This window comes from Isoptericola halotolerans (genome assembly GCF_003003075.1).
GTDB classification, from domain to species: domain Bacteria; phylum Actinomycetota; class Actinomycetes; order Actinomycetales; family Cellulomonadaceae; genus Isoptericola; species Isoptericola halotolerans_A.
In genome coordinates, this window is record NZ_PVTX01000007.1 from 81,247 (window position 1) to 106,902 (window position 25,656).

The window sequence follows — 25,656 nt, forward strand, 5'->3', positions numbered from 1 at the left end:
CACCCTAAGCGGACGCGGCGAGGGTCCACCGGATGGTCGTGCCCTGCGTGGCGTCCGGGTCGATCCAGACCCGACCGCCGTGGTGCTCGACCACACGCTTGACGAGCGCCAGCCCGATGCCGGTGCCGCTGTACACCTCCTTCGGGTGCAACCGCTGGAAGATCACGAAGACCCGCTCCGCGTACTGCGGGTCGATGCCGATCCCGTTGTCGCTGCAGGCGAGCTCCCAGCTCGCCCCGTCCTCGCCGCGACGTGCCGTGACGTGTACGCGAGGCGGGCGGTCCGGGTGGCGGAACTTCAACGCGTTGCCGACGACGTTGCGCAGGAGCATCGTCAGCAGGCCCTTCTCGCCCCGCACCACCGGCAGCGGGTCGTGGGTGACCTCGGCGCCCTCGTCCTCGATCCGCTGGGAGAGGTCGGCCAGCACCTGCCGCAGGACCGACTCCAGGTCGACGTCCTCGTGGGCCACCCCGCTGCGCCCCACCCGGGAAAAGCTCAGGAGGTCCTGGATGAGGCGCTGCATGCGGTGGGCACCGTCCACGGCGAACGCGATGTACTGGTCGGCCCTGTCGTCCAGCTGGCCGCCGTAGCGCTTCTGCAGCAGCTGGGTGAAGCTGGCCACCTTGCGCAGCGGCTCCTGCAGGTCGTGCGAGGCGACGTAGGCGAACTGCTCGAGATCGCGGTTCGAGCGCTCCAGCTCGCGGGCCTGCTCCTGGAGCCTGTCCTGGGCGTCCTCGGCCTCGGCGTGCGCCTCACGGGCCTCGGCGACCTGCTGGACCAGCTCGCGGCGCATGTTCTCGACGTCCCGGCTGAGGGCTGCGACCTCCCCGGCACCGACCCGGGGGATCTCGTGGTCGTGCTCCCCCGCGCTGGCCTTGCGCACCTCGGCCGCGAGGGTCCCGAGCGGCGCGGTCACGCCGCGCTGCACCGCCTGCCAGACCATCCAGCCGAGCACCACGGCCACGACGCCCAGCACTCCGACGACGACCAGCACGACCTCGTTCCAGCGCCGGGCGAGCTCGATCGCCTCGGCGTCGGCGCCGTCCGCGAGCAGCCGCAGCGACACGAGGACCGCGACGAACGCCACCACCAGCACCAGGAGCAGCACCACGCCGGCCCCGCGCAGCAGCCGGCGCAGGCCCGTCAGGACGGAGGGACGCTCGCTCACCAGCGGGCCCACTCGGCCGAGTCCGCCAGCGTCGACGATCGCTCCCCGACGACCTCGCTCGTACCGGTCCACCCGATCACGAGCATGGCGGCGTCGTCGACGAGCGGACCGCCGTGGACGGCGCGCACGCGGCGCAGGACCCGCTCGACGACCCCGACGAACCCCGACTCGTCGAGCTCCAGCTGCACGAGCCGGTGCAACCCGTCCACACCGATGCGTTCCGGCCCGCGACCGCCGGGCCTCCCCGGACCGCCGGGACCGGCGGGACCGGCGGGACCGCCGACCGGGTCCGCGACAGAGGCCTCGACGAGTCCGTCGGTGTACATGAGCACGGCGAAGGGACCGTCCACCTCCAGGCGCTGCGGGACCCAGCCGCCGTCGATCGGGATGCCGAGCGCGCGCCCGCGGGACGTCGGATCGACCTGGTCGCAGCGGACGGCGCCGACGGGTCCGGTGAGGAGCATCGGTGCGGGGTGCCCCGCGAGGTAGAGGTCGATCGCTCCGCGGTCGGCCGCGACCGCCACCTGGCACAGGGTCACGAACGTCTCCGGCCGGGACCGCTCGGTGACCAGGACGCGCTCCAGGTGGCCGAGCACGTCGACCGGCGGCGTGCCCGTCAGCACGAGGGTGCGCCACGCCGTGCGCAGCGTCGCGCCGAGCGCGGCCTCGTCCGGTCCGTGCCCGGCCACGTCCCCGACCATCGACAGCACCGTGCCGTCGGCCATCTCGACGGAGTCGAAGAAGTCCCCGCCGAGCAGGCCGTTGCCCCCGGGCAGGTAGCCGACCATCACGGACACGGCGACGTCCTCGACGAGCGGCTTGGGCAGCAGGGCGCGTTCGAGCCGTGCCGTCTCCGCGGCCCGCACCTCGCTGCGGTACAGGGCCCGCTGCTGCGCCGCCGACCGCCGGCGCTGGAGCGCGTAGCGCAGCGAGCGCCCCAGCAGGTCAGGACCCGTCTCGCCCTTGACCAGGTAGTCGTCCGCACCCGCCGCGACGGCGCGCACGCCCTGGTCGATCCCGGCGTGGCCCGTCAGCACGACGAGGGCGGGCGGCACCGGGTGCCGCTCGGTCGAGCGGCGCAGGCGTTCCACCGCTCCGAGACCGACGGCGTCCGGCAGACCCAGGTCCACGATGAGGCAGTCCACCGCCGACTGGGCGAGCTCGTCGGCGGCCTGGGCCACCGACGTCGCCCGGCGCACCTCGATCTCGATCTCGGCGTCGGCGAGCAGCTCGGTCACGAGCAGGGCGTCACCGTCGTCGTCCTCCACGAGCAGCACCACGGTCGGCTCCGCCGACGCGCCGCCCTCGGACCCGGCGCGTCCCCCGTCGCCGCTGATCATGACCGTGATCCTATGCCGTCGCACCGGTCGGCGTCATCGCCCACGGTCCGGCGCGTCGCCGCTCCGCCGCCCCGCGCGGCGCACTCGACCCGCCGCGCGTGGAATGATGGTCGGCCGCGGATCGAGGAGCATCGGGAGGACGTGTGGCGGGCAGGCACGAAGAGCTGGCGCGCGAGCAGGCGGTCGTGACCCGGCTGTACGACCGCCTCGACACGCTGCGCGCCGTCGCGCGCGAGCGCCTGGCGGACGTCCGTCGGGTGGGCCCCTCCGGCTCGCCCCAGAACCGGAGCGAGCGCGACGCGTTCGCCACGCTGTACGCGGACCGTGCGGCGCAGCTCGATGCCGTCGAGGACCGGCTCGCCTTCGGCCGGCTGGACCTCGACGACGGCGAGGTGCGGTACGTGGGACGGATCGGCCTCGCCGACGAGGAGCACCGGACCCTGCTCACCGACTGGCGGGCCCCGGCGGCACAGGCGTTCTACCGCGCGACGGCGGTGCACCCTGACGGGATCCGCCGTCGTCGGCACGTGGTCACCGCAGGCCGGACGGTCACCGGCTACGAGGACGAGGTGCTCGACCTCGACGCCGTCTCGGACGGCCTGGACGTGTCCTCGCTGTCCGGGGAGGGCGCGCTGCTCGCGTCGCTCGCCACCCGACGGACGGGCCGGATGGCCGACATCGTCGCGACGATCCAGGGCGAGCAGGACCGCATCGTCCGCGACGACCTCGGCGGCGCCCTCGTCGTCCAGGGCGGCCCGGGGACCGGTAAGACGGCGGTCGCGCTGCATCGTGCCGCCTACCTGCTCTACGCGCACCGACGGGTGCTGGAGCGTTCGGGCGTGCTGCTCGTGGGGCCCAGCCGCGCGTTCCTGCGCTACATCGACCAGGTGCTGCCCTCGCTCGGCGAGACCGGCGTGGTCTCGACGACCGTGTCCGAGCTGCTGCCGGGGCTGCGGGCCGAGGGTGTGGACGAGGGCCCGGTCGCCGAGATCAAGGGGCGGCTCCTGTGGCGGACGGCGATCCGCCGCGCCGTCCGGGCCCGCGAGCGGATCCCCGAGCGCGACGTGCCGGTGCGCGTCGACGGCGTCGACCTCGAGGTCCGACGGCGGGACGTGCGGGACGCGATCGCCCGCGCCCGGCGGACCCACAAGCCGCACAACGAGGCGCGGGCCACGTTCGTGCGCGAGATGCTGGCGCGGCTCGTCGACCAGTACCGCGCACGGACCGACTCCGAGCTGTCCGACCACGACGTCGCCGTGCTGAACGAGGACCTGCGGGCCGACCGGGACGTCCGGGTGGCCATCAACCTCGCCTGGTTCCCGCTGACTCCCGAGAAGCTCGTCGCCGACCTCTGGGCCAAGCCGCACCGGCTCGCGGAGGCCGCACCCGAGCTGACCGCGCGGCAGCGGCAGCTGCTGCGCCGCTCGCCCGACGCGCCCTGGACGGAGTCCGACGTCCCGCTCCTCGACGAGGCGGCCGAGCTGCTCGGCGTCGACGACTCCCTGGCCAGGGCCGAGTCGCGCGCTGCGGAGGCGCAGCGCGCCGCCGAGCTGGAGTACGCCCGCTCCGTGCTCGAGTCCACCGGGGCCGGCGGCGGGCTGGTCGACGCCGAGACCCTCGCGGCGCGGTTCGCCGAGTCCGGTCCCGTGCTGACCACGGCCGAGCGCGCCGCAGCCGACCGTTCGTGGACCTACGGCCACGTCGTGGTCGACGAGGCGCAGGAGCTGAGCCCCATGGCGTGGCACGCGATCGTCCGCCGTGTCCCGTCCCGGTCGCTGACGATCGTCGGCGACGTCGCCCAGACCTCGTCCGCAGCGGGTGCGACGTCGTGGCCCGCGGCGCTCGACGCCGTCCTGCGGGACGGCTGGCGGCTGAGCGAGCTCACCGTCAGCTACCGGACGCCGGCCGCCGTCGCCGACTCCGCCCAGCGCGTGGCGACGGCGGCCGGGCTGCCGGTCTCCCCCCTGACCGCCGCCCGCGACCTCCCTGACGCCCTGCACGTCGAGCGGGTCGACGACCCGGTCGTGGCCGCGGCCGCGCGCGCGGCCGACCTCGCGCGCGAGCACGTCTCCCGCGACGGGTCGGGGCGGGTGGCCGTCATCGCCGCGCAGCAGTCGGTCCCGGCGCTGGGCGAGCGGGTGGCCGCCGCGCTCACCGACGCGCTGGGGCCGGCCGAGGCCTCACGGCTCGCCGCCCAGCGCCCCGAGGACGCCCAGGTCGTGGTCACCTCGCCCCGCGAGGCCAAGGGGCTCGAGTACGACGCCGTCGTGCTGGTCGAGCCGGCGGACGTCGCCGCCGGACCGGGTCGCTGGGGCGACCTGTACGTGGCCATGACCCGCCCGACCCAGCAGCTCGTCGTGGTGCACGCCCGCCGCCTGCCCGACGGCCTGGTGGACGAAGGATGAGACGGGTTTGTGGGGCGGGGCGCGGTGGCGCACCATAGGTCCGTGCTGCGCGCCCTCCTCCTCGAGAACGTCCATCCTGCTGCCGTCGAGATCCTCCGCGATGCGGGGATCGAGGTCGAGACGCGCTCCGGCGCCCTCGACGAGGCCGAGCTGATCGAGACGCTCGCCGACTTCCAGATCCTCGGGATCCGCTCCAAGACCCAGGTCACCCGCCACGTCCTGGAGTCCGTCCCCGGCCTGCTGGCGGTCGGGACCTTCTCCATCGGGACGAACCAGATCGACCTCGACGCGGCGTCGTCGCACGGCGTCGCCGTGTTCAACGCCCCGTTCTCCAACACCCGCTCCGTCGTGGAGCTGGCGGTCGCGGAGATCATCGCCCTCACCCGTCGCCTCGCGGTGCGGGACAAGGCGCTGCACGACGGCGTCTGGGACAAGACGGCCGAAGGATCCCACGAGGTCCGCGGGCGCACCCTGGGCATCATCGGGTACGGCAACATCGGCTCCCAGCTGTCGGTGCTCGCCGAGAACCTGGGCATGAACGTGGTGTTCTACGACACGGCCGAGAAGCTCGCGCTCGGCAACGCGCGTCGCGTCGAGACGCTGGGCGAGCTGCTCGAGGTCGCCGACGCCGTGACGATCCACGTGGACGGGCGTGCCGGCAACGCCGGGATGTTCACCAGCGACATGTTCGCGCGGATGAAGCCGGGGTCGATCTTCCTCAACCTCTCCCGCGGCTTCGTCGTCGACGTCGAGTCCCTGCGCGAGCACATCCTGTCCGGACACCTCTCCGGCGCGGCCGTCGACGTCTTCCCGACCGAGCCGAAGAAGCGCGGCGACCACTTCGAGTCCCCGTTGCGCGGGCTGGACAACGTCATCCTCACGCCGCACGTCGGCGGATCGACGCTCGAGGCGCAGGAGTCGATCGGCCACTTCGTCGCGAAGAAGCTGCGCGACTACTTCCTGACGGCGTCGACGACCCTCTCGGTCAACCTGCCGAACCTGCAGCTCGAGCACACCGGCGTGGGGCGCATCGCCCTGCTGCACCGCAACGTGCCGGGGGTGCTCGCGGCCGTCAACCAGGTCTTCGCCGACCACGGTGCCAACATCGAGGCCCAGATGCTGGCCACCCGAGGCGACCTCGGGTACGTCGTCACGGATATCTCCGACGTCACCCAGCGCGGCGCCTCGAAGAAGCTCATGGCGATGGACACCACGGTGCGGCTGCGCATCCGCGACGCCTTCGAACGTCCGGAGTTCCCGCCCGGCCCGGCCGCCGGCTGACCGGCCGCCGCACCCGAGCACGGCGGAGGGCCTGCACCAGCGCATGGTGCAGGCCCTCCGTCGTGCGGAGCGGCAGCTCAGCCGGACTTGCGCCGGAACATCGGCTGCACGGGACCCGAGGTCTCCGACCCGTGCACGGACCCGGTGTTGCGCTCGGAGTCCGACGTGCGGTGGCGGGCCGCGTTCTTCTTGTCGAGCGCCTCCTTGAACCGGGCCTTGGCCTCGTCACCGGGGGCGGTGGTCCTCTTGTCGTCTGTCATAGGGCTCAGCATGCGCCACCGGGCCTGCGAGCGCGAGGGGATTTCGGATCAGGTGGGCCCCGGGCTCGTCGACTCCGACGATTCACCCGGTGTCGCCCCGGAGCCGGCCTCGCGCTCGGCGCGTTCCGCACGCAGCGAGGTGATCGCGGCGTCGAAGTCGTCCAGCGAGTCGAACGACTGGTAGACCGACGCGAAACGCAGGTAGGCCACCTCGTCGAGCTCCCGCAGCGGCCCGAGGATCGCCAGCCCGATCTCGTAGGCGTCGATCTCCGCGCTGCCCGACCCGCGCAACGTCTCCTCCACCCGCTGCGCCAGCAGGGCCAGGTCGTCGGCACTCACTGGCCGGCCCTGGCACGCCTTGCGCACCCCGGAGACGACCTTGTCCCGGCTGAACGGTTCCGTGGCGCCGGAGCGCTTGACGACGGACAGGCTGGCGGTCTCGATCGTGGTGAAGCGCCGCTGGCAGTTCGGGCACTGACGGCGACGGCGGATCGACGATCCGTCGTCGGCGGTACGCGAGTCCACCACGCGCGAGTCGGCGTGTCGGCAGAACGGGCAGTGCATCCGGGGTCTCCTGCGGTCGAGGCCGGGCCCGTGCCCGGCTGCCCGACGAAAGTATGCGCCAGCCAGCCCTCGGTGCAACACCGGGTGCGGCTACTCGAGAGGCAGCACCAGCACCTGGCCCGCCCTGAGCTCGGCGCTGCCCAGACCGTTCAGCTCCCGCAGGGCGGCGACGACGTCGCGCAGGTCCTCCCCCGGCTCCGCCACCGTCCGTGCGTACTGCCACAAGGTCTCCCCCGGAGCCACGGTCTCCAGCCGGACCTCCTGGGCCCGGTCGGGCGGGTTCGCGACGGCGAGGGCACCCCAGGCGACCGCCGGCACCGCCAGGAGCAGGGCCACGAGTCCGACGAGCACGCGGCGACCCCGCGCCGTGAGCCGCAGGCCGCCGAGCCCCAGCACGCCGGCCTCACCACGGCCGAACGGACCGGTGGGACCCGGGTCGGCCTGCGGAACCACTGCGATCGATGCCATTGCGTCGTCCTCTCCCTCGGACCTGTCCCCGACCGGTGCCAGCCGTCTGCGAGACGCTGCGCTCGAACGCCCGTCCGTAGAACGCCTGTTCGTCGAACACCTGTACCCATTGGTACCACGGCACACCGACACGCGTCGAGAGATCTCGAACAAACGTTTGATGTCCGGGGCGATCTGGCCTACGCTGACGGGAGCGATGACAGGTTTGTCTGGTTCTTGACGGGAGAGACGCATGACGACGACACGCGAGACCGAAGGCGCCGGGTCCGGTTCGCACGACGGCACGCTCGCGTCCGTCTCCGAGATCTCCGCGGGCCCCGACCGGCTGACGCCGCGCCAGCGTCGGGTCCTGGACACGATCCGCGACTCGGTGGAGAGCCGGGGCTACCCGCCCACGATGCGGGAGATCGGTGAGGCGGTGGGCCTGGCCAGCCCCTCGTCGGTCAAGCACCAGCTCACCACGCTCGAGCGGAAGGGGTACCTGCGCCGCGACCCGAACCGGCCGCGGGCCATGGAGGTCGTCGACCCGGCCGCGGGTGGCGCCGCCGCGAGCGTGGCCTCACCCGCCGAGGCGCCGGTCGCGCCGTTGCGTCCGCCGATGCCGGACGGCGCGGAGGACGCGACCCCGACCCCCTCCTACGTCCCGCTGGTCGGCCGCATCGCCGCCGGTGGCCCGATCCTGGCCGAGCAGGTCGTCGAGGACGTCTTCCCGCTCCCCCGCCAGCTGGTGGGCGACGGCGAGCTCTTCCTGCTCAAGGTGGCCGGGGACTCGATGATCGATGCCGCCATCTGTGACGGCGACTGGGTCGTGGTGCGCCGGCAGAACGTCGCGGAGCAGGGCGAGGTCGTCGCCGCGATGCTGGACGGAGAGGCCACGGTCAAGACGTTCAAGCAGTCCGGCGGGCACACCTGGTTGATGCCGCAGAACCCGGCCTACGACCCGATCTCAGGTGACGAGGCACAGGTCCTCGGCCGTGTCGTGGCGGTCCTGCGCAGCCTGTAGTCGGGGCGGCCTCGAGAGGACGCCGGGCTGCTGCGGCCGCGTCGCCGCGGCGGCTACAGGCCGAAGCGCTGCTGCACGGAACGCACGCTCGCCGCCGACGACCGCAGACCGGCCACCTCCTGCTCGGACAGCGGCGTGTCGACGACCGTCGTCGCACCGCGGGCATCCACCAGCGTCGGCAGGGAGAGGCACACGTCGCGGATGCCGTGGAAGTCCTCGATCCGGGTGGAGACGGGCATCACGCGGTGCTCGTCGTTCAGCACCGCCTCCACGATCCTGGTCGCGGCGAGGCCGACGGCGTAGTTCGTGGCACCCTTGCCCGCGATCACGCGATACGCCGACTCGACCACGTCGCGCGCGATCGACCTGCGGGCGTCGTCGTCGAGCGGCGGGCGGCCGGGCAGCGCCTCCCAGTCGAGGAGCGGGACGCCGGCGATGCGCGCCGAGCTCCACAGCGCGATCTCCGAGTCGCCGTGCTCGCCGGCGATGTAGGCGTGCACGTTCGCCGTCGCCACCCCGCAGTGCTGCGCGAGAGCAGCGCGCAGTCGTGACGAGTCGAGTACCGTGCCCGAGCCGAAGACACGCTCGGGCGGCAGGCCGGAGATCTGCTGCGCCGCGTACGTCACCACGTCGACCGGGTTGGTCACCATGAGGAACACGGCGTCCGGCGCGGCCTCGACCAGCCCCGGAAGGATCTCGCGGGTCAGCGAGATGGTGGCCTCGGCAAGGTCCAGGCGCGACTGCCCCGGACGCTGCTTGGCCCCGGCGGTGACCACCACGACGTCCGCGCCGCGGCAGACCTCGACGTCGTCCGAGCCGAGCACCTCGGCCTGGGGGACGAACATCCCACCGTGCTGCAGGTCGAGCACCTCGGCCTCGACCTTGGCCCGGTTGACGTCCAGGAGGGCGACCGTCCGGGCGGAGCCACGGGCGAGCGCGGTGAAGGCGAGGGTGGCACCGACCGCTCCGGCACCGACGACGGCGAGCTTGGTCGTGCTGCGGGGTGCTGTCACCCGGCCAGCGTAGGCGGCACTCCGGCGGTGCGCTATGCGAGCCGCCGGAGCGCCGAACGGACCAGGTCCGCGTCGGTCGTGCGCCAGAAGTCCGGCATCGACCGGGTCAGGAAGGTGCCGTACCGCGCGGTGACGAGACGAGGGTCGAGCACCGCCACGACACCCCTGTCGGAGGTCGACCGGATGAGCCGCCCCGCGCCCTGGGCCAGCAGGAGCGCGGCGTGCGTCGCGGCGACCTGCATGAACCCGTTGCCGCCCGCCTGCTCCACCGCACGGGCGCGAGCAGCCTTCACCGGGTCGTCCGGCCGGGGAAAGGGCACCCGGTCGATGATGACGAGCCGGCAGGCGTCACCCGGGACGTCCACGCCCTGCCACAGCGACAGGGTGCCGAAGAGGCACGTCGCCGGGTCCTGCGCGAACTGCTGCACCAGCGTCGGCAGCTGGTCGTCCCCCTGGCAGAGCACCGGGACGTCCAGCCGCTCACGCATCGCCTCGGCGGCCGCGGTGGCCGCCCGCCGGGACGAGAACAACCCGAGCGTCCGCCCGCCGGCCGCCTCGATCAGCCCCGCGATCTCGTCGAGCTGGGCCTCGGTGGTCGGCTCACGGCCAGGGGCCGGGAGATGCTTGGCGACATAGCAGATGCCCTGCTTGCGATAGTCGAACGGGCTGCCCACGTCCAGACCCCGCCACACCGTGTCGTCCTCGCCCGTCGACGCGGCGAGCCCGAGGGACCGGGCCACCGGGTCGAACGTCCCGCCGAGCGCGAGCGTCGCCGAGGTGAGGACGCCGGTCCGGTCGCCGAGGAGCTGGCTGCTGATCAGGCCGGCGACGGCGAGCGGTGCGGCGTGCAGCCGGCCCACGCCGTCCCCCCACGGGACGTCGGCCGGCGGTCGCGAGCACCACAGGACGTCGTCGCTCGTGTCCTGCGCCGCCATGCGCTCGGCGACCTCGAAGAGCTGCTGGAGGGCCGACTGCGCCATCTTGAGGCCGGCGTCCGGCTCGGCGCCCTTGTCCGGCTTGAGGTCGCTCAGCAGCGACCGTGCGGCGTCGCGCACCGCACCGACCGTCGACTGCAGCTCGGCGGGCAGACCCTGCGGATAGCGCTCGGCCGGGACCCGTGCGAGCACCTCCGCCAGCGACCGGGCGGCGGCGTCGAGGTCGTCCGTCAGGGTCCCGCCGTGCTGACGCACGAGGCGGGCGGCGTGCTCCACGGTCCCGCCGGACAGGTCCACCGTCGCGGCCGCCGTGATCCGGTCGACCAGCTCGTGGGCCTCGTCGACCACGAGCACGTCGTGCTCCGGCAGCACGTTGGTGTTGCCCGACGCGGCGATGCCGAGCATCGCGTGGTTGGTCACCACGACGTCGGCCTCGCGGGCGGTGTTGCGCGCCCGCTCGCCGAAGCACTCGTCGATGAGCGGGCACCGCTGCCCCAGGCACTCCAGGGACGTCACCGACACCTGGCGCCACGCCCGGTCGGGCACGCCGGGCACCAGGTCGTCCCGGTCCCCGGTGTCGGTCTCCTGGGCCCACGCGTGCAGACGGCGGACGTGGTCGGCGAGGCGTGCGCCGTCGTCGGAGCGGCCGTGCGACGCCGCGGCGGGGTGCTGCTCGGCGGACGACCCCTCGCCGGGGCCAGGGTCGGCCGGGAGGTCGAACAGCGTCGCACCGTCGACCGGGTACCCGCCGGTGACCTTGTGTCGGCAGAGGTAGTTGTGCCAGCCCTTGAGCAGCGCCACGCGGGGCGGCCGCGGCAGGCGCGGCGCGACGGCATCGGCCACCAGGGGCAGGTCACGCGTGATCACCTGCCGCTGCAGCGCGAGCGTGGCCGTGGACACGACCACCCGCTCGCCGGCCGTGACCGCGTGCCGCACCGCGGGCACCAGGTAGCCGAGGGACTTGCCGGTGCCGGTACCGGCCTGGACGAGGAGGTGCCGACCCGACTCCACGGCACCCGTCACCGCTGCGGCCATCCGGTCCTGACCCTCGCGTCGCGACCCGCCCAGGGCCGCCACGGCGAGGTCGAGCAGCTCGGTGACCTCGGGCGGGTTCTCGGGAGCGTCGGCAGACGCGGCGGACGAGTTCACCGGACGATCCTACGGGCGCACGGCACGCCGCTGCCGCCGGGTCCACAGCCCCGCGGGGCGGGGACGTGGGCCCGGGGCGGTGCGGCGTGGTTCAGAGCGCCACGTCCTCCAGCTCCGCGGCGAGCGCCGCGTCGACGCGGCCCCTCAGTCGCGTGCCGTCCGGGAGGTGTTCCTCACCGACGAGCTCGCCGTTCTCGTGGACCCGGTGGACCAGGTCGCCGCGCGAGTACGGCACGACGATGTCGATCTCGACGGCAGGCCGTGGCAGCGCGTCGGCGATGAGCGCGCGCAGCTCGGCGATGCCCTCGCCCGAGTGCGCCGAGACGACCGCCGTGCGACGTTCCCGGCGCTGCACGCGTCCGACGACCGTGGGATCGGCCACGTCGGCCTTGTTCAGCACCACGACCTCCGGCACGTCGTCCATGCCGGGGATCTCGGCGAGCACCTCGCGGACGGCGTCGATCTGCCCCTCGGGGTCCGGGTGGGAGGCGTCGACGACGTGCAGCAGCAGCGCCGCGTCCCCCACCTCCTCGAGGGTGGACCGGAAGGCCTCGACGAGCTGGTGCGGCAGGTGCCGCACGAACCCGACGGTGTCGGCGTAGGTGAAGACGCGGCCGTCCTCCGTCCGCGATCGGCGCACCGTCGGGTCGAGGGTGGCGAACAGCGCGTTCTCGACGAGCACGCCCGCACCGGTGAGCGCGTTGAGCAGCGACGACTTGCCGGCGTTCGTGTAGCCGGCGATCGCCACGTTGGGGATGGCGTGCCGCTTGCGGTCGTGCCGCTTGGTCTCCCGTGCCGGTGCCATCGCCGCGATCTCGCGACGGAGCTTGGCCATGCGGTTGCGGATGCGGCGGCGGTCGAGCTCGATCTTGGTCTCACCGGGGCCGCGCGAGCCCATGCCGGCGCCGGCACCACCCACCTGGCCACCGGCCTGGCGGGACATCGACTCGCCCCAGCCGCGCAGGCGCGGCAGGAGGTACTCCAGCTGGGCGAGCTCCACCTGCGCCTTGCCCTCCCGTGACTTGGCGTGCTGGGCGAAGATGTCGAGGATCAGGGCGGTCCGGTCGACCACCTTGACCTTGACGATGTCCTCCAGGCCACGTCGCTGGGAGGGGGCCAGCTCGGTGTCGACCACCACGGTGTCCGCACCGGACGCCGCGACGATCTCGGCCAGCTCGGCCGCCTTGCCGGAGCCGAGGAAGGTGCCGGGGTCGGGCTTGGCGCGCTTCTGCAGCAAGCCGTCGAGCACCTGCGACCCGGCCGTCTCCGCCAGCGCCGCGAGCTCGCGCAGCGAGACGTCGGCCTCGCGCGCCGCGGCCTCCCCGCCGGGGAAGATCCCGACCAGCACCACCTTCTCGAGCCTCAGCTGGCGGTACTCGACCTCGGTGACGTCGTCGAGCTCGGTCGAGAGCCCGGCCACGCGACGCAGCGCGGCCCGCTCGACCAGGTCGAGCTGCTCGCCGTCGTGGGCGGAGTGGACCGTCGTGCCCTCGGCCCGTGCGGTCCCGGCCCGCGCCAGCACCCGCGCGACGACGTCGTTCGCGATCGACTGCGCGTCACGGGACGCGCTCGGCTCGGTGGCTGCGGGTGTCTGCTCGGGATCGGTCGGGATGTGGGTCAAGGTGGTCCTCTCCATGGGGTACGTCGGATACAACAAGGATCCCACGCGGATTCGTCCCGTCCGAAGGGAATTACGCACGGCTCTACCATGGCCACCGTGAGCGACCACTACTTCACGGCCGAGCCGGCCTCCGACGCCGAACGACGGCTCGTCGCCGTCGACCTCGCGGGCGTCTCCGCCCAGGTCGAGGTCGCGGCGGGCATCTTCTCCCCCGGCGGCCTCGACAAGGGCACCCGGGTGCTGCTCGACGAGGTGCCCGCACCGCCCGCCGGCGACCTCCTGGACCTCGGCTGCGGCTGGGGCCCGATCGCCCTGACCATGGCGCGGCGGGCGCCGGGCGCGACGGTCTGGGCCGTCGACGTCAACCTCCGCGCGCTCGACCTGGTGCGCCGCAACGCGGACCGGCTCGGTGTCGCCCGGCAGGTGCACGCCGTCACCCCGGACGAGGTGCCCGACGACGTCACGTTCGCCGCGCTCTGGTCGAACCCGCCGATCCGGGTCGGCAAGCAGGCGCTGCACGACATGCTGCGGCGGTGGCTGCCGCGGTTGGCGCCCGGCGGTGCCCCGGGGGGCGGGTGGATGGTCGTCCAGAAGAACCTCGGCTCGGACTCCCTGGCCCGCTGGATCCAGGCCGACCTCGGCCTGCCGACGCAGCGCGCGACCTCGTCCAAGGGGTTCCGCGTCCTGCACACGACCCGCTGAGGTCCGGCGCCGCCGCCGGCACTACAGCTCGACGTCGCCGCTGAAGACGAGCTCGGCCGGTCCGGCCAGCTCCACGTGCCCCCCGTCGAGAAGCCGTACGCGCAGCTCGCCGCCCGGCACCTCGACGAACCAGGTCGTCGGCACCAGGTCCGGTTCCGCGGCACCGGCCGCCGCCCAGGCCCGGACCGCGAGCGCCGCGGCGCAGGCTCCGGTCCCGCACGACTGCGTCTCCCCCACGCCGCGCTCGTGCACGCGCATGCGTACCCGGCCGACGGTCGCGCCGTCGGGCGTCGTCTCCTCGCCCAGCGGCACGACGAGCTCGACGTTGGTCCCGTGCGGCGGCGGCGGGTCGACGGCAGGGGTGCGGGTGAGGTCCAGGGCGTCGAGCTCGGCAGGCCGGGACAGCGCGACGACGGTGTGCGGGTTGCCGAGGTCGACGCTGAGCGCGGGGCGCGGGGCGTCCCAGCCGGCCGTCATGACCGCCGCGTCGGCTCCGGCCGCCACGGCCTCCGGACCGCCGGGGAAGGACCACGGGCCCATGTCGACCGCGTACCAGCCGTTGGGCTCCTTGCGGACGCGCTTGACGCCGCCCCGCGTGCCGAGGGCGAGCTCACCGCCGTCCGAGAGGTCGACGAGCCCGAGGTTCTCGGCGAACGCGGCGAAGACCCGCACGCCGTTGCCGCACATCTCGGCCACCGTGCCGTCGGAGTTGCGGTAGTCCATGAACCAGATCGCCTCCGGCTCCTCGGCCAGGACGGCGTCGGCTGCGGGTTCGCCCGCACGGGCGACGGCGGCCGTCGGGGCGAGGCGGACGACCCCGTCGCCGCCGATGCCCCCGCGGCGGTCGGCCAGGTGCTGCACCTGCTGGGGCGTCAGGTCCAGGTCTCCCCGCGTGTCGGCGACCAGGACGAAGTCGTTGTGCGTCCCGTGGCCCTTGGTGAAGCGCAAGGTCATGAGCCCAGACTACGGCGTACGGGCCCCTCGCCCGGTGCGGGCAGCTCGCCCGCGTCGGCGGCGCGCACGACGGCGAGCGCGTCGTCGCGCAGGGTCGGTGAGCCGGCGTCGAGCCACCGCACGCGGGGGTCGCGCCCGAACCAGCCCATCTGCTTGCGGGCGAGGCGGCGGGTGTTGGCCACGACGGCGGCACGCGCCTCGTCCTCGGTCCACTCCCCGGCGAACCAGCGCAGCACCTCGGCGTAACCGACAGCGCGGGCGGCCGTGGCCCCGAGGCCCGGGCCCGTGCCGCCCTGGGCTGGTGCGGCGAGGCGCCGCACCTCCTCGACGAGCCCGGCGTCCCACATGCGGTCCACGCGGCCGGCCACCCGGGCGTCCAGCGTCTCGCGGTCGCAGTCGAGGCCGATCTGCACGGCCGGCCGGACGTACTCCTGTCGGGGCAGGTTGGCGGTGTACGGCCGGCCGGTGATCTCGATGACCTCCAGCGCGCGGACGACGCGCCGGGTGTTCGCGGGACCGATGGACTCGGCGGCCGCCGGGTCGAGGCGCGCGAGCTCGGCGTGCAGCGCACGCCCGCCCTCCGTCTCGGCACGCTGCTCCAGCCGTGCCCGCACCTCGGCGTCCGTGCCGGGGAAGTCCATGTGGTCCAGCAGCGCTCGCACGTAGAGTCCCGACCCGCCCACGACGACAGCGCGTGCGCGACGCGCGTCGATCGCGTCGAGGTCGGCCCGGGCCGCCTCCTGGTAACGCGCCACCGAGGCGTCCTCGTCGGGTCCGAGGACGTCGATCTGGTGGTGGACGATCCCCCGCCGCTCGGCGACGGGCACCTTCGCCGTGCCGATGTCCATCCCGCGGTAGAGCTGGAAGGCGTCGGCGTTCACGATCTCGGCGGGCGCGCCGGCACCGGTCGCCTCCGACAGCACCTGCGCGAGGTCCAGGGCGAGGTCCGACTTGCCGGTGGCGGTGGGTCCTACGACGGCGACGATCACGGCCCCACGGTATCGGCCCCCGGTGTCCGGCCCCCGGTGTCCGGCCTCCGGTGTCCGGCCCCCGCCGGGCCAGGACCGCGCCGGGTAGGCTCCGCGGGTGCTGCTGCTGACCACCTTCGCCGTGAGCCTGCTGTCGGGCCTGGTCCCCGTGGTCAGCGTCGAGGTGTACCTCGGCGGGGTGGCCGCTGCCACCGACGCCGCGGGCTCCCCCCTGCTCCTGGCCGGCCTCGCGCTGGCGGCGGGCGTCGGCCAGACGGTGGCGAAGGTGGCCTGGTACCTCGCGGCCGCGCGGTCGATGGAGTCCCCGCGGCTGCAGCGCAAGCTGGCTCAGGACAAGTGGCGCCGCGGTTTCGAGCGATGGCGCGACCGCGTCACCGGCCGTCCGGTCCTCACTGCGGCGGTCTTGCTCGCCTCCGCGTGCCTGGGCTTCCCGCCGCTGATGATCATCGCCGTCGTCGCCGGGTCGCTGCGCGTGCCCCTGGCCGTCTACGTCCCGACCGTCCTCGTGGGGCGCACGGTGCGCTTCTGGCTGCTGCTGGCGGGAGTCGGCTGGTTCGCCGCGGCCGCGGTCTGATCCGTCGGGGCCGGTCGCCCGCTCCAGGTCACCACGTCGTAGCGGTCGGGCAGGTGGGGTGCGGTCACGACGACGGACCGCGTCGCCGACGTCCAGCCGCCGCGTGCGGCGAGCAGCTCCAGGACCGCGGTCACGCCCGGGGTGCAGGTCGACGCCCTGGCGGTGCCTGGGTCGCCCCCCGCCACCAGCAGCGCGTCGCAGTCACCGAGCTCGTCCGCCATGGCGGCCAGCAGCGCGTCGTCACCGTCCTCGGCCAGCTCGACGACGAGCGCGTCGGCCGCGGCATCGGGGCCCACGGCGTCGGCGAGCACGAGCTGTGCCACCGATGCCGGGACCGCGGCCGGCGTCGTCCCTGGTCCCGCCGCGTCGTGCGCCGGCCATCCGTCGAGGCCGCCGAGCCAGCGGTCGCTGATCCCGGCGCCCGCGAGCGACGGCCGGCGTCGCCCGACGGCGGTGCGGGCGGCCGGCGCGAGCACGCCCCATCGCACCGGGGACGCGCCGGTCGGCCCGGTCACCTGCGAGAGCTCGTCGAGCACCGCACGGCGCAACGGCTCGAGCGGGCGGGCGACACCGCCCGCCCCTGGCACGAGGAGGACGGTGGCAGGCAGGACCACGGCGTGGACGGGCACCGTCCCACGGTACCGGGCCGTGTAGCGTGGGTCGTGTGAGGTTCTTCGGATCACGTCGGGCCACCAGGTCGTCCGCACCATCGGTCTCCGAGGGCGGTGAACCGGACCGGCTCCGCGCCGACGTCCAGAACGTCCTGCTCGCCGGCCCTGTCGGCGACGCCGTCGGAGCGGTCCCCGCCCCGGTGTCGAACGAACGGATCAGCGCCTGGCTGGACCAGTCGGGTTTCACCTACTTCGTCGACACCGACGGCGACCTCGGCGGTCTGTGGCACGGCAGGCTCTTCTACTTCCTGCCGCTGGGCCCCGACGGTGAGGTGCTCCAGGTCCGCGGTCAGTGGCACCGCGAGGCCACCATCGAACGTCTCAGCGACGTGCTCGAGGTCTGCAACGAGTGGAACGCGGAGCGCATCTGGCCCAAGACGTACGCACGCGTGCGCGACGACGGCGCGATCGTCGTCTGCGCGGAGGTCACCGTGAGCGTCGAGCACGGCGCGAACGACGACCAGCTGGCCCAGCACCTGCAGTGCGGGCTGTCCACGTCGGCCATGTTCTTCGAGCACCTCGATGCCGTCTTCGCCGACCCGCTGGGGAGCGCCCCGTGAGCGGCGGCCCGCTGCGGCGTGCCACGGACGCCGTGCTGCAGGCCGCCCGACTCCGCGGCCGGGGCGGTCAGGGCGGGGTCCGGCCCCCGCTCCCGACGCCGGTCTCGCTGGCCCGGGTCGGCAACGACCTGGCTCGACGCGGCTACCGGTTCCGCACCGACGACGACGGCGACATCACCGGCACGTGGGACGGCAACCGGTTCTGGTTCCTCCTGCTCGGCGAGGAGTCGGAGATCCTCCAGGTGCGGGGCCGCTGGGCCGGCACGGTGCCGGAGTCCGCACGTCCTGCCGTGCTGCAGGCGTGCAACGACTGGAACCGCGAGCGCATCTGGCCCAAGGTCTACACCCGCCCGGAGGGCGGCGGCCTCGCGCTCTACACCGAGGTGTCGGTCGACCTGGAGCACGGCGCGACGGACAGCCAGCTCGCCGAGACGGTGTCCTGCGGCCTCGTCACGGCCGCACAGTTCTTCGCGAGCGTCGGCCCGCTGACGGACCCGTCCGCACCGTCCTGACCGCGCCGTCCTGACCGCGCCGTCCTGACCGCGCCGGTCAGGCGCGCAGCGTCGGCATGCCGAGCACCACGGGTCCGTCCGGCACGGGTGCGCCGTGCGAGTGCTGGTCCTCGCCCCCGCCGAGGCGGGCCCGCTCCCGCTGCACCCACGCGTCACCCGACCGCGTGCGGCGCACGGCGTAGGTCCCGCCGTCGACGGCAGAGTCCGCGATGAGGTGGTGCGGCGCCGCGCGGGTGACCTCGACCGTGACCACGTCGCCCGGACGGGGCAGCCGCGCGTCGAGCTCCGCCGGGTCGGCGAGGCGAGCGTCGGCGAGGCCGGCCGGCTGGTCGGCCAGGACGTCGCCGTCGGGCAGAGCACCCGACGGCAGGGCGAGGTGCACCAGCCGGTTGTCGCGCGCCCGGCCGCTCACCCGGTGCGTGGTGCCGTCCTTCTTGCCGGACCCCTCGGCGACCAGCACCTCGAGCGTGCGGCCCACCTGCCGTGCCGACTCCTCGCCGCTGATGCGCTCCTGCAGGGCCAGGAGCCGCTCGAAGCGCTCCTGGACCACCTCCTTGGGGAGCTGGTCGTCCATCGTCGCCGCCGGAGTACCCGGACGGGGAGAGTACTGGAACATGTAGGCCGAGCTGAAGCGCGACGCCTCCACGACGCGGAGCGTCTCGGCGAAGTCCTCCTCCGTCTCGCCCGGGAAGCCGACGATGATGTCCGTGGTGATGGCGGCGTCGGGCATCGCTGCCCGTACCCGCTCGAGGATGCCGAGGAACTTCTCGGACCGGTAGCTGCGACGCATCGCCCGCAGCACCGTGTCCGAGCCGGACTGCAGCGGCATGTGCAGCTGCGGCATGACGTTCGGCGTCTCGGCCATCGCGTGGATCACGTCGTCCGTGAACGCCGCCGGGTGCGGCGAGGTGAACCGCACGCGCTCGAGCCCGTCGATCTCGCCGCAGGCGCGCAGCAGCTTGGCGAACGCACCGCGGTCGCCGAACTCGACGCCGTAGCTGTTCACGTTCTGACCGAGCAGGGTCACCTCGACGGCACCCGCACCGACCAGGGCCTCGACCTCGGCGAGGACGTCGCCCGGGCGGCGGTCCCGCTCCTTGCCCCGCAGGTGCGGCACGATGCAGAAGGTGCACGTGTTGTTGCAGCCCACGGAGATCGAGACCCAGCCCGCGTAGACAGACTCGCGCCGGGTCGGCAGCGTCGAGGGGAAGACCTGCAGGGACTCGGCGATCTCGACCTGGGCGGACTCGTTGTGCCGGGCGCGCTCCAGCAGCACCGGCAGCGCGTCGAGGTTGTGCGTGCCGAAGACGACGTCCACCCAGGGCGCCTTGGTCACGATCTCGCCACGGTCCTTCTGGGCGAGGCAGCCCCCGACGGCGATCTGCATGCCGGGCCGCGCGGCCTTGAGGCTCGCGAGCTGACCGAGGTTGCCGTAGAGCCGGGTGGCGGCGTTCTCGCGCACCGCGCACGTGTTGATGACGACGACGTCGGCGTTGCTCGCCGCGTCGTCGGCGGCCGTCGCCCGGGAGTACCCGGCCTGCTCGAGCATGCCGGCCATGTGCTCCGAGTCGTGCACGTTCATCTGGCACCCGAGCGTGCGGACCACGTAGGTCCGGGCGTCGGGTGCCGGGACCACGGGCGAGCGGGTGTCGTGCGGTGTAGGCATGGTGGTGGACATCGCCACCCAGGATACGGCGCCGGGACGTCGTTACCGATTCGTTGCCGACGCAGGACCCTCGATGCTGGTGATCGAAACATCGACTGGTTAGGTTCAAGGGATGGATAGCAGCGGATCGGCTCGTGCCGCGGGTGAGCACCTCGGTGCTCCGCTCGTCGAGCTCGAGCGAGTCAACAAGCACTTCGGTGACCTGCACGTGCTGCAGGACATCGACCTGACCGTGCGCAAGGGCGAGGTGCTCGTCGTCATCGGTCCGTCCGGCTCCGGCAAGTCCACCCTCTGCCGAGCGATCAACCGGCTGGAGACGATCGACGACGGCGACATCCGCATCGACGGCGAGCCGCTGCCCGCCGAGGGGCGCGACCTCGCCCGGCTCCGCGCCGACGTCGGCATGGTGTTCCAGGCATTCAACCTGTTCGCGCACAAGACCGTGCTCGAGAACGTCACCCTCGGGCCGCGCAAGGTGCGCCGGGTCCCCAAGGCCAAGGCCGACGAGGAAGGCCTGGCCCTCCTCGACCGCGTCGGGGTGAAGAACCAGGCGGACAAGCTGCCGGCCCAGCTGTCCGGGGGCCAGCAGCAGCGCGTGGCCATCGCCCGGTCGCTCGCGATGCACCCCAAGGTCATGCTCTTCGACGAGCCGACGTCGGCCCTCGACCCCGAGATGATCAACGAGGTGCTCGACGCGATGGTGCAGCTCGCGCACGAGGGGATGACGATGATCGTCGTCACCCACGAGATGGGTTTCGCCCGCAAGGCCGCCGACCGCGTCGTCTTCATGGCCGACGGGCAGATCGTCGAGTCGGCCACGCCGGAGGAGTTCTTCACGAACCCCCGCAGCGACCGCGCCAAGGACTTCCTGTCCAAGATCCTCACCCACTGACTCCCCCACCCTGCACAACCGACGAAGGGAACACCATGCGCACACGCACCACCGGGGCGATCGCGCTCGCGGCCACCGCCGCGCTGACGCTCGCCGCCTGCTCCGACGACTCCGGCTCGGGCGGTGGCGAGACCGAGGGCGGCGACGACTCGGTCACCATCGGCATCAAGTTCGACCAGCCGGGCCTCGGCTTCATGGAGGGCGACACGCCCTCCGGCTTCGACGTCGAGGTCGCCAAGTACGTGGCCAACGAGCTGGGCTACTCCGAGGACCAGATCGAGTGGACGGAGGCACCCTCCGCCCAGCGCGAGACGCTGCTGTCCACCGGCCAGGTCGACATGATCTTCGCGACCTACTCGATCACCGACGAGCGGCGCGAGCAGGTCTCCTTCGCCGGCCCGTACTTCGTCGCCGGCCAGGACCTCCTGGTCGCCGCCGACAACACGGACATCACCGGGCCGGACACCCTCGACGGTAAGAACCTGTGCTCCGTCACCGGTTCCACGTCCGCCCAGCGGATCAAGGACGAGTACTCCGAGGGCGTCAACCTGCTCGAGCAGCCGGGGTACGCCGAGTGCGTGACCGCGCTCATCGCGGGCCAGGTGGACGCGGTCACCACCGACGACATCATCCTCGCGGGCCTGGGCGCACAGCCGTCCAACGCCGGCCAGGTGAAGGTCGTCGGCAACACCTTCTCCGAGGAGCTGTACGGCGTCGGCATCCCGCAGGAGTCCGACCAGTGCGAGGCCATCAACGAGGCCATCACCAAGATGGTCGACGACGGTTCCTGGCAGGAGGCGCTCGACGCGGCGACGGAGGGCACCGGCTACGTGCCGAACGACGAGCTCAACCCGCCGGAGTACGAGCCCTGCGACATGTGACGCAGGTCTGACCCTGTCCGGGCCCGTCGCGCACCGCGCGGCGGGCCCGGTCCACCCGGCGCGCGACGTCCGCACCCGCCGCCGACCGAACCACTCACCGAAGGAGCGACTGCCGCGTGCAGGAGTACCTCGACATCGTCCGCCAGTACGACGTGCTCGGCGCGTTCTGGGTGAACATCCAGCTCGCGTTCTGGGCCGCGATGCTGTCCCTCGCCCTCGGCTCGGTGCTGGCGCTGTTCCGCATCTCGCCGATCGGCAGCCTGCAGTGGGCCGGCAGCGCCTACGTGACGGTGTTCCGCAACATGCCGCTGACGATCATCATGGTCTTCATGGTGCTCGGCGCCTGGGGCCAGCTCGAGCTGTCGCTCTCGACGGACTTCAACACGAACTTCTTCTGGCTCGCCGTGATCGGGTTGTCCGTCTACCACGCGGCCTTCGTGTGCGAGGCGATCCGCTCCGGGGTGAACACCGTGCCGATCGGTCAGGCCGAGGCCGCGCGGTCCATCGGGCTGTCGTTCCTGCCCGCGGCGCGACTCGTCATCCTGCCGCAGGCCTTCCGGGGTGCCATCGCGCCGCTCGGCAACGTCCTCATCGCGCTGATCAAGAACACGACGGTGGCTGCGGCAGCCTCGGTCGCGACCGAGACCTCGTCCGTGATGAAGACGATGATCGAGTTCCGGTCCGACTACATCTATGCGATCTTCTTCACCTTCGCGATCGGGTACGTGATCCTCGTGACGCCGATCGGGCTGTTGACCACGTCCTTGTCGAGGAGTCTGGCGGTGTCCCGATGAGCGCCCAGTCCGTCCTGTTCGACGCGCCGGGCCCGCGCGCTCGGCGCCGCATCCTGCTCGGCAACGTCGTCGGCGCCGTCGTCGTGGCCGGCGTGGCCGCCCTCGTCCTGCTGCGGTTGGCCGACAGGGGCCAGCTCGACCCGACGCTGTGGCTGCACGCCGTCGATGCCGACGCCTGGCGCTACTACTACTGGCCTGGGTTCCTCAACACCGTGCGAGCCGCCGCGCTGGCGATCGTCGGCGCGATGATCTTCGGCCTGCTGTTCGGCGTCGGCCGCTTGTCGTCGCTGCTGCTGGTCCGCACGGTGTGCGGCACCGTCGTCGAGTTCTTCCGCGCCGTGCCCGTGCTGCTCATGATGGTGTTCTTCTGGCTGCTGCTGGCCAACGGCGGCGTCGAGAACTCCTCGTTCTGGGGTGTCGTCATCGCGCTCGTGCTCTACAACGGCGCTGTGGTGGCCGAGCTGGTGCGCTCCGGCGTCCACGGCCTGCCGGGCGGCCAGCGAGAGGCCGCGCTGTCCGTCGGTCTCACGCGGGGGCAGTCCCTGCGCTCGGTGGAGGTGCCGCAGGCGCTGGTCGCCATGCTGCCGGCGCTCGTGTCCCAGCTGGTCGTGGTCCTTAAGGACTCCGCGCTCGGCGCGATCATCTCCTACCGGGAGCTGCTCCAGAACGCCCGCCAGCTCGGCGCGGGCGAGGGCAACATCCTCCAGGCTCTGGCCGTCGCGGCGGTGCTGTTCATCCTCATCAACTACGGCCTGTCGAAGCTGGCGGAGCGACTCAGCCGCAGCATGCGACGGACCTCCGGCAAGACGGGGACGATGGCTGCCGGGCTGGACGCCGGAGTCGGCACGGGTGCCACGGCCGTCGCCGCAGGGCCGGCCACCGGTGTGGAGGAGGGGCCGGGAGCCGGCACCGGCGACCGGGACCACCCGACGCGCTGGTCCTAGGCGACGACTCAGTCGTCCAGGACCACGTCGTCGAGCTCGTCGACAGCGCCCTCGTCGCCCTCGGCGGCGAGGGCGTCCTTCACCGCTGCGAAAGCCACCGAGGGGTTGTGCCCCTTGCGGCTGAGCGAACCGACGGCCCGCCGCACCCGCTTGTCGCGGTCGAGGCCGCGCGTCCGCGCCACGTGCTTGCGGGCGAGCTCGGCCGCCGCGATCCGTTCGTCGTCCGCGTCGATCTGCTCGAGCGCCTCCGCGGCCGTCTCCGTGTCGACTCCACGGCGTCGCAGCTCTGCCGAGATCGCCCGTCGCGCCTGGCCCTTCTCGGAGTGACGGGTCCGGACGATCATCTCGGCGTACTCGGCGTCGTCGACGAGCCGGACCTCCTCGAACCGGTCGAGCACCGGTTCGACGACGTGCTCGGGGAAGCCCTTGCGTGCGAGGGAGCGCGCGAGCTCCGCACGGCTCTTGGGAGCCGCCGTGAGCGCCCGCAGCACGGACTCGCGGGCCAGCTCTCCGGCCGCCTCGACGGAGAGCTCCCCCGCCTCGAGGCGCTCCGCCACGTTCGGGCGGCCGCGACGCTTCCCCTCGCCGCGACCGCCCTGCTGCTGCCCCCAGGCCATCAGCTCGCGCCTGTCAGAACGGCGCCTTCTTGGCCTTGGCGGCCGGCGACCGGGTCGCTGCCTTCGCCTTGGCCGATGTCTTGGCGTCGTCCGGGCTCGCCGCCGAGGCCGTCGACGCCGCGGCGTCCGTCACCGGATCGGTGCCGTCGCCCTCGGCGGGGGCATCGATCGTGGCTCCCACACCGAGCTTCTCCTTGATGCGCTTCTCGAGCTCGTTGGCCAGGTCGGGGTTGTCCCGCAGGAAGGCACGCGCGTTCTCCTTGCCCTGCCCGAGCTGGTCCCCGTCGTAGGTGAACCACGACCCGGACTTGCGCACGAACCCGTGCTCCACGCCCATGTCGATCAAGCCACCCTCACGGGAGATGCCGACGCCGTAGAGGATGTCGAACTCTGCCTGCTTGAACGGCGGGGCCATCTTGTTCTTGACGACCTTGACCCGCGTCCGGTTACCCACCGCGTCGGTCCCCTCCTTGAGGGTCTCGATCCGGCGGATGTCCATGCGCACCGAGGCGTAGAACTTCAGCGCCTTGCCACCCGTGGTCGTCTCGGGCGAGCCGAAGAACACGCCGATCTTCTCGCGGAGCTGGTTGATGAAGATCGCCGTGGTGCCCGACGAGCTCAGGGCACCGGAGATCTTGCGCAGCGCCTGCGACATCAGCCGTGCCTGCAGGCCCACGTGGCTGTCGCCCATCTCGCCCTCGATCTCCGCCTTGGGCACGAGGGCCGCGACGGAGTCGATGACGATGATGTCGATCGCGCCCGACCGGATGAGCATGTCCGTGATCTCCAGGGCCTGCTCACCGGTGTCCGGCTGCGAGACGAGCAGCGCGTCGGTGTCCACACCGAGCTTCTTGGCGTAGTCCGGGTCCAGGGCGTGCTCGGCGTCCACGAACGCCGCGATGCCGCCGTTCCGCTGGGCGTTGGCCACCGCGTGCAGCGCGATGGTCGTCTTGCCGGAGGACTCCGGGCCGTAGATCTCGACGACGCGACCGCGGGGCAGCCCCCCGATCCCGAGCGCGACGTCGAGCGCGATCGACCCCGTCGGGATGACCTCGACCGGGGCGCGCCCCTCTTGGCCCAGGCGCATGACGGAGCCCTTGCCGAAGCTGCGGTCGATCTGGGCGAGCGCGGCCTCGAGGGCCTTCTCGCGGTCTTCCGATGCTGGCATGTTGGTCACCTTCGGGTTCTGGGCGCGGCCGCGCGCCTTCGGCTTGCTGTTCATGTTGCGACGACCGTACTCGGGGCCACCGACAACGACCCGCGCCGACCACCAGGCTGTGGACGGCCGGCGCGGAGGTCCGGCTGTGGTCACACTCTACCCGAACGCCTGTTCGACCCGCCGACCGCCGACCCGGCGTGTCGCCCGTCGCGGTCGCCCCGGTGCCCGATGCCCGGTGCTCCGGCCCCGCGCTCCTCAGCGGGGCGGGGGCGCCTGGCGGTTCCGGTCGGAGCCCCACCGCCGGTCCTCGGGCACGTCGAGCGCGTCGCACAGCGCGTGCCACACGTCCCGGGGCTCCACGCCGGCCGCGAGCGCCTCGTCCGGCGTCCGGTCGCCGAGGCGGGGCAGCACCTGCTCGCGCACGAGCGTGCGGCCGAAGGCCCGGCCGAAGACCTCGTCGACGAGCTGGGAGAAGTCGGAGTAGCGCACACCTCCAGGGTGCCACGCCGGCGGCGCGCGGCTGTCGGTGGTGCG

At 73.1% G+C, this 25,656-nt stretch carries 26 protein-coding genes; 11 read left to right on the forward strand and 15 right to left on the reverse strand.

The genetic code is table 11. The features are described from left to right. Nucleotides 1-4: 4 nt before the first annotated feature. Together BCL65_RS11100 and BCL65_RS11105 are read right to left on the reverse strand one after the other, a co-directional pair. The gene (locus BCL65_RS11100) at nt 5-1,168 is read right to left on the reverse strand and encodes a sensor histidine kinase (RefSeq protein WP_106268289.1); all 1,164 of its coding nucleotides are present in this window, start codon (nt 1,166-1,168) and stop codon (nt 5-7) included. Next, nucleotides 1,165-2,508 carry a PP2C family protein-serine/threonine phosphatase gene (locus tag BCL65_RS11105; RefSeq protein ID WP_106268003.1) on the reverse strand — a complete coding sequence of 448 codons (1,344 nt, stop codon included), beginning with the start codon at nt 2,506-2,508 and terminating at the stop codon, nt 1,165-1,167. The genes BCL65_RS11100 and BCL65_RS11105 overlap by 4 nt, the downstream gene beginning before the upstream one ends. Before the next feature lie 143 nt (nt 2,509-2,651). Here BCL65_RS11105 and BCL65_RS11110 point away from each other — a divergent pair, with 143 nt between their 5' ends. Next, entirely contained in the window at nt 2,652-4,913 is a 2,262-nt protein-coding gene (locus BCL65_RS11110) for a HelD family protein (RefSeq protein ID WP_106268005.1), read from the forward strand. A gap of 42 nt (nt 4,914-4,955) precedes the next feature. Continuing rightward, nucleotides 4,956-6,194: a phosphoglycerate dehydrogenase gene (gene serA, locus BCL65_RS11115; RefSeq protein ID WP_106268007.1), complete on the forward strand. Its 1,239-nt coding sequence runs from the start codon at nt 4,956-4,958 to the stop codon at nt 6,192-6,194. 77 nt (nt 6,195-6,271) lie between these two features. On the opposite strand, the gene BCL65_RS11120 is transcribed toward serA, so the two are convergent. From BCL65_RS11120 to BCL65_RS18000, 3 genes are all read right to left on the reverse strand, one after another. Next, the gene (locus BCL65_RS11120) at nt 6,272-6,454 is read right to left on the reverse strand and encodes a DUF5302 domain-containing protein (RefSeq protein ID WP_106268009.1); all 183 of its coding nucleotides are present in this window, start codon (nt 6,452-6,454) and stop codon (nt 6,272-6,274) included. Nucleotides 6,455-6,502: 48 nt separating this feature from the next. Continuing rightward, on the reverse strand, nt 6,503-7,018 hold the full coding sequence (gene nrdR / locus BCL65_RS11125) for a transcriptional regulator NrdR (protein ID WP_106268011.1): 516 nt from the start codon (nt 7,016-7,018) through the stop codon (nt 6,503-6,505). 90 nt (nt 7,019-7,108) lie between these two features. Beyond that, nucleotides 7,109-7,486 carry a LysM peptidoglycan-binding domain-containing protein gene (locus BCL65_RS18000; protein WP_106268013.1) on the reverse strand — a complete coding sequence of 126 codons (378 nt, stop codon included), beginning with the start codon at nt 7,484-7,486 and terminating at the stop codon, nt 7,109-7,111. Between the two features lie 232 nt (nt 7,487-7,718). On the opposite strand from BCL65_RS18000, the gene lexA reads away from it, so the two are divergent. Beyond that, nucleotides 7,719-8,489, forward strand: a complete 771-nt coding sequence (gene lexA / locus BCL65_RS11135; RefSeq protein WP_106268015.1) for a transcriptional repressor LexA — start codon at nt 7,719-7,721, stop codon at nt 8,487-8,489. Between the two features lie 53 nt (nt 8,490-8,542). Here the strand turns inward: lexA and BCL65_RS11140 are convergent, their stop codons facing one another. The 3 genes from BCL65_RS11140 to hflX form a co-directional block, all read right to left on the reverse strand. Further along, nucleotides 8,543-9,502, reverse strand: a complete 960-nt coding sequence (locus BCL65_RS11140) for an L-lactate dehydrogenase (RefSeq protein ID WP_106268017.1) — start codon at nt 9,500-9,502, stop codon at nt 8,543-8,545. A 32-nt stretch (nt 9,503-9,534) separates the two neighbouring features. Continuing rightward, nucleotides 9,535-11,586 carry an ATP-dependent DNA helicase gene (locus BCL65_RS11145; protein WP_106268019.1) on the reverse strand — a complete coding sequence of 684 codons (2,052 nt, stop codon included), beginning with the start codon at nt 11,584-11,586 and terminating at the stop codon, nt 9,535-9,537. A 91-nt stretch (nt 11,587-11,677) separates the two neighbouring features. Then, the gene (hflX, locus tag BCL65_RS11150) at nt 11,678-13,222 is read right to left on the reverse strand and encodes a GTPase HflX (RefSeq protein ID WP_106268021.1); all 1,545 of its coding nucleotides are present in this window, start codon (nt 13,220-13,222) and stop codon (nt 11,678-11,680) included. Nucleotides 13,223-13,294: 72 nt separating this feature from the next. Here hflX and BCL65_RS11155 point away from each other — a divergent pair, with 72 nt between their 5' ends. Then, complete coding sequence (locus BCL65_RS11155; protein ID WP_106268023.1) at nt 13,295-13,909, forward strand: class I SAM-dependent methyltransferase; 615 nt, start codon at nt 13,295-13,297, stop codon at nt 13,907-13,909. A 21-nt stretch (nt 13,910-13,930) separates the two neighbouring features. On the opposite strand, the gene dapF is transcribed toward BCL65_RS11155, so the two are convergent. Both dapF and miaA read right to left on the reverse strand, forming a co-directional pair. Then, a complete protein-coding gene (gene dapF, locus BCL65_RS11160) occupies nt 13,931-14,863 on the reverse strand; it encodes a diaminopimelate epimerase (RefSeq protein WP_106268025.1) in 933 nt (310 codons plus the stop codon). Beyond that, nucleotides 14,860-15,852, reverse strand: coding sequence for a tRNA (adenosine(37)-N6)-dimethylallyltransferase MiaA (gene miaA / locus BCL65_RS11165; protein WP_106268027.1), 993 nt, complete (start codon nt 15,850-15,852; stop codon nt 14,860-14,862). The genes dapF and miaA overlap by 4 nt, the downstream gene beginning before the upstream one ends. 97 nt (nt 15,853-15,949) lie before the next feature. Between miaA and BCL65_RS11170 the strand changes: the two genes are divergently transcribed. After that, nucleotides 15,950-16,426, forward strand: a complete 477-nt coding sequence (locus BCL65_RS11170) for a hypothetical protein (RefSeq protein WP_106268029.1) — start codon at nt 15,950-15,952, stop codon at nt 16,424-16,426. Here BCL65_RS11170 and BCL65_RS11175 read toward each other — a convergent pair. After that, nucleotides 16,339-17,055, reverse strand: a complete 717-nt coding sequence (locus BCL65_RS11175; protein ID WP_106268031.1) for a hypothetical protein — start codon at nt 17,053-17,055, stop codon at nt 16,339-16,341. The genes BCL65_RS11170 and BCL65_RS11175 overlap by 88 nt on opposite strands. 35 nt (nt 17,056-17,090) lie before the next feature. Between BCL65_RS11175 and BCL65_RS11180 the strand changes: the two genes are divergently transcribed. Both BCL65_RS11180 and BCL65_RS11185 read left to right on the forward strand, forming a co-directional pair. Continuing rightward, on the forward strand, nt 17,091-17,657 hold the full coding sequence (locus BCL65_RS11180; protein WP_243401013.1) for a type III secretion system chaperone family protein: 567 nt from the start codon (nt 17,091-17,093) through the stop codon (nt 17,655-17,657). Beyond that, nucleotides 17,654-18,169, forward strand: coding sequence for a type III secretion system chaperone family protein (locus BCL65_RS11185; protein ID WP_374108530.1), 516 nt, complete (start codon nt 17,654-17,656; stop codon nt 18,167-18,169). Before BCL65_RS11180 ends, BCL65_RS11185 begins: the two co-directional genes overlap by 4 nt. Nucleotides 18,170-18,206: 37 nt before the next feature. Here BCL65_RS11185 and miaB read toward each other — a convergent pair whose 3' ends face one another. After that, complete coding sequence (gene miaB, locus BCL65_RS11190) at nt 18,207-19,847, reverse strand: tRNA (N6-isopentenyl adenosine(37)-C2)-methylthiotransferase MiaB (RefSeq protein ID WP_106268035.1); 1,641 nt, start codon at nt 19,845-19,847, stop codon at nt 18,207-18,209. A gap of 100 nt (nt 19,848-19,947) precedes the next feature. On the opposite strand from miaB, the gene BCL65_RS11195 reads away from it, so the two are divergent. From BCL65_RS11195 to BCL65_RS11210, 4 genes are all read left to right on the forward strand, one after another. Beyond that, nucleotides 19,948-20,727: an amino acid ABC transporter ATP-binding protein gene (locus BCL65_RS11195; protein WP_106268037.1), complete on the forward strand. Its 780-nt coding sequence runs from the start codon at nt 19,948-19,950 to the stop codon at nt 20,725-20,727. Nucleotides 20,728-20,762: 35 nt separating this feature from the next. After that, nucleotides 20,763-21,608, forward strand: coding sequence for a glutamate ABC transporter substrate-binding protein (locus BCL65_RS11200; RefSeq protein WP_106268039.1), 846 nt, complete (start codon nt 20,763-20,765; stop codon nt 21,606-21,608). A gap of 116 nt (nt 21,609-21,724) precedes the next feature. Continuing rightward, entirely contained in the window at nt 21,725-22,402 is a 678-nt protein-coding gene (locus tag BCL65_RS11205; RefSeq protein ID WP_106268041.1) for an amino acid ABC transporter permease, read from the forward strand. After that, a complete protein-coding gene (locus tag BCL65_RS11210; RefSeq protein ID WP_106268043.1) occupies nt 22,399-23,346 on the forward strand; it encodes an amino acid ABC transporter permease in 948 nt (315 codons plus the stop codon). Before BCL65_RS11205 ends, BCL65_RS11210 begins: the two co-directional genes overlap by 4 nt. 8 nt (nt 23,347-23,354) lie before the next feature. Here the strand turns inward: BCL65_RS11210 and BCL65_RS11215 are convergent, their stop codons facing one another. The 3 genes from BCL65_RS11215 to BCL65_RS11225 form a co-directional block, all read right to left on the reverse strand. Then, a complete protein-coding gene (locus BCL65_RS11215) occupies nt 23,355-23,963 on the reverse strand; it encodes a regulatory protein RecX (RefSeq protein ID WP_106268045.1) in 609 nt (202 codons plus the stop codon). Nucleotides 23,964-23,976: 13 nt separating this feature from the next. Next, nucleotides 23,977-25,131: a recombinase RecA gene (gene recA / locus BCL65_RS11220; RefSeq protein ID WP_106268293.1), complete on the reverse strand. Its 1,155-nt coding sequence runs from the start codon at nt 25,129-25,131 to the stop codon at nt 23,977-23,979. 246 nt (nt 25,132-25,377) lie between these two features. Then, the gene (locus BCL65_RS11225; protein WP_106268297.1) at nt 25,378-25,611 is read right to left on the reverse strand and encodes a DUF3046 domain-containing protein; all 234 of its coding nucleotides are present in this window, start codon (nt 25,609-25,611) and stop codon (nt 25,378-25,380) included. Between the last annotated feature and the right edge of the window lie 45 nt (nt 25,612-25,656).

What these genes read in the sequence shown, in the direction of transcription:
- BCL65_RS11105 (WP_106268003.1), bottom strand. Translation starts at nt 2,508, where the DNA reads ATGATCAGCGGCGACGGGGGACGCGCCGGGTCCGAGGGCGGCGCGTCG.
- BCL65_RS11120 (WP_106268009.1), bottom strand. Translation starts at nt 6,454, where the DNA reads ATGACAGACGACAAGAGGACCACCGCCCCCGGTGACGAGGCCAAGGCC.
- nrdR (WP_106268011.1), bottom strand. Translation starts at nt 7,018, where the DNA reads ATGCACTGCCCGTTCTGCCGACACGCCGACTCGCGCGTGGTGGACTCG.
- BCL65_RS18000 (WP_106268013.1), bottom strand. Translation starts at nt 7,486, where the DNA reads ATGGCATCGATCGCAGTGGTTCCGCAGGCCGACCCGGGTCCCACCGGT.
- lexA (WP_106268015.1), top strand. Translation starts at nt 7,719, where the DNA reads ATGACGACGACACGCGAGACCGAAGGCGCCGGGTCCGGTTCGCACGAC.
- hflX (WP_106268021.1), bottom strand. Translation starts at nt 13,222, where the DNA reads ATGGAGAGGACCACCTTGACCCACATCCCGACCGATCCCGAGCAGACA.
- BCL65_RS11155 (WP_106268023.1), top strand. Translation starts at nt 13,295, where the DNA reads ATGGCCACCGTGAGCGACCACTACTTCACGGCCGAGCCGGCCTCCGAC.
- dapF (WP_106268025.1), bottom strand. Translation starts at nt 14,863, where the DNA reads ATGACCTTGCGCTTCACCAAGGGCCACGGGACGCACAACGACTTCGTC.
- miaB (WP_106268035.1), bottom strand. Translation starts at nt 19,847, where the DNA reads ATGTCCACCACCATGCCTACACCGCACGACACCCGCTCGCCCGTGGTC.
- BCL65_RS11195 (WP_106268037.1), top strand. Translation starts at nt 19,948, where the DNA reads ATGGATAGCAGCGGATCGGCTCGTGCCGCGGGTGAGCACCTCGGTGCT.
- BCL65_RS11200 (WP_106268039.1), top strand. Translation starts at nt 20,763, where the DNA reads ATGCGCACACGCACCACCGGGGCGATCGCGCTCGCGGCCACCGCCGCG.
- BCL65_RS11210 (WP_106268043.1), top strand. Translation starts at nt 22,399, where the DNA reads ATGAGCGCCCAGTCCGTCCTGTTCGACGCGCCGGGCCCGCGCGCTCGG.
- BCL65_RS11215 (WP_106268045.1), bottom strand. Translation starts at nt 23,963, where the DNA reads ATGGCCTGGGGGCAGCAGCAGGGCGGTCGCGGCGAGGGGAAGCGTCGC.
- recA (WP_106268293.1), bottom strand. Translation starts at nt 25,131, where the DNA reads ATGCCAGCATCGGAAGACCGCGAGAAGGCCCTCGAGGCCGCGCTCGCC.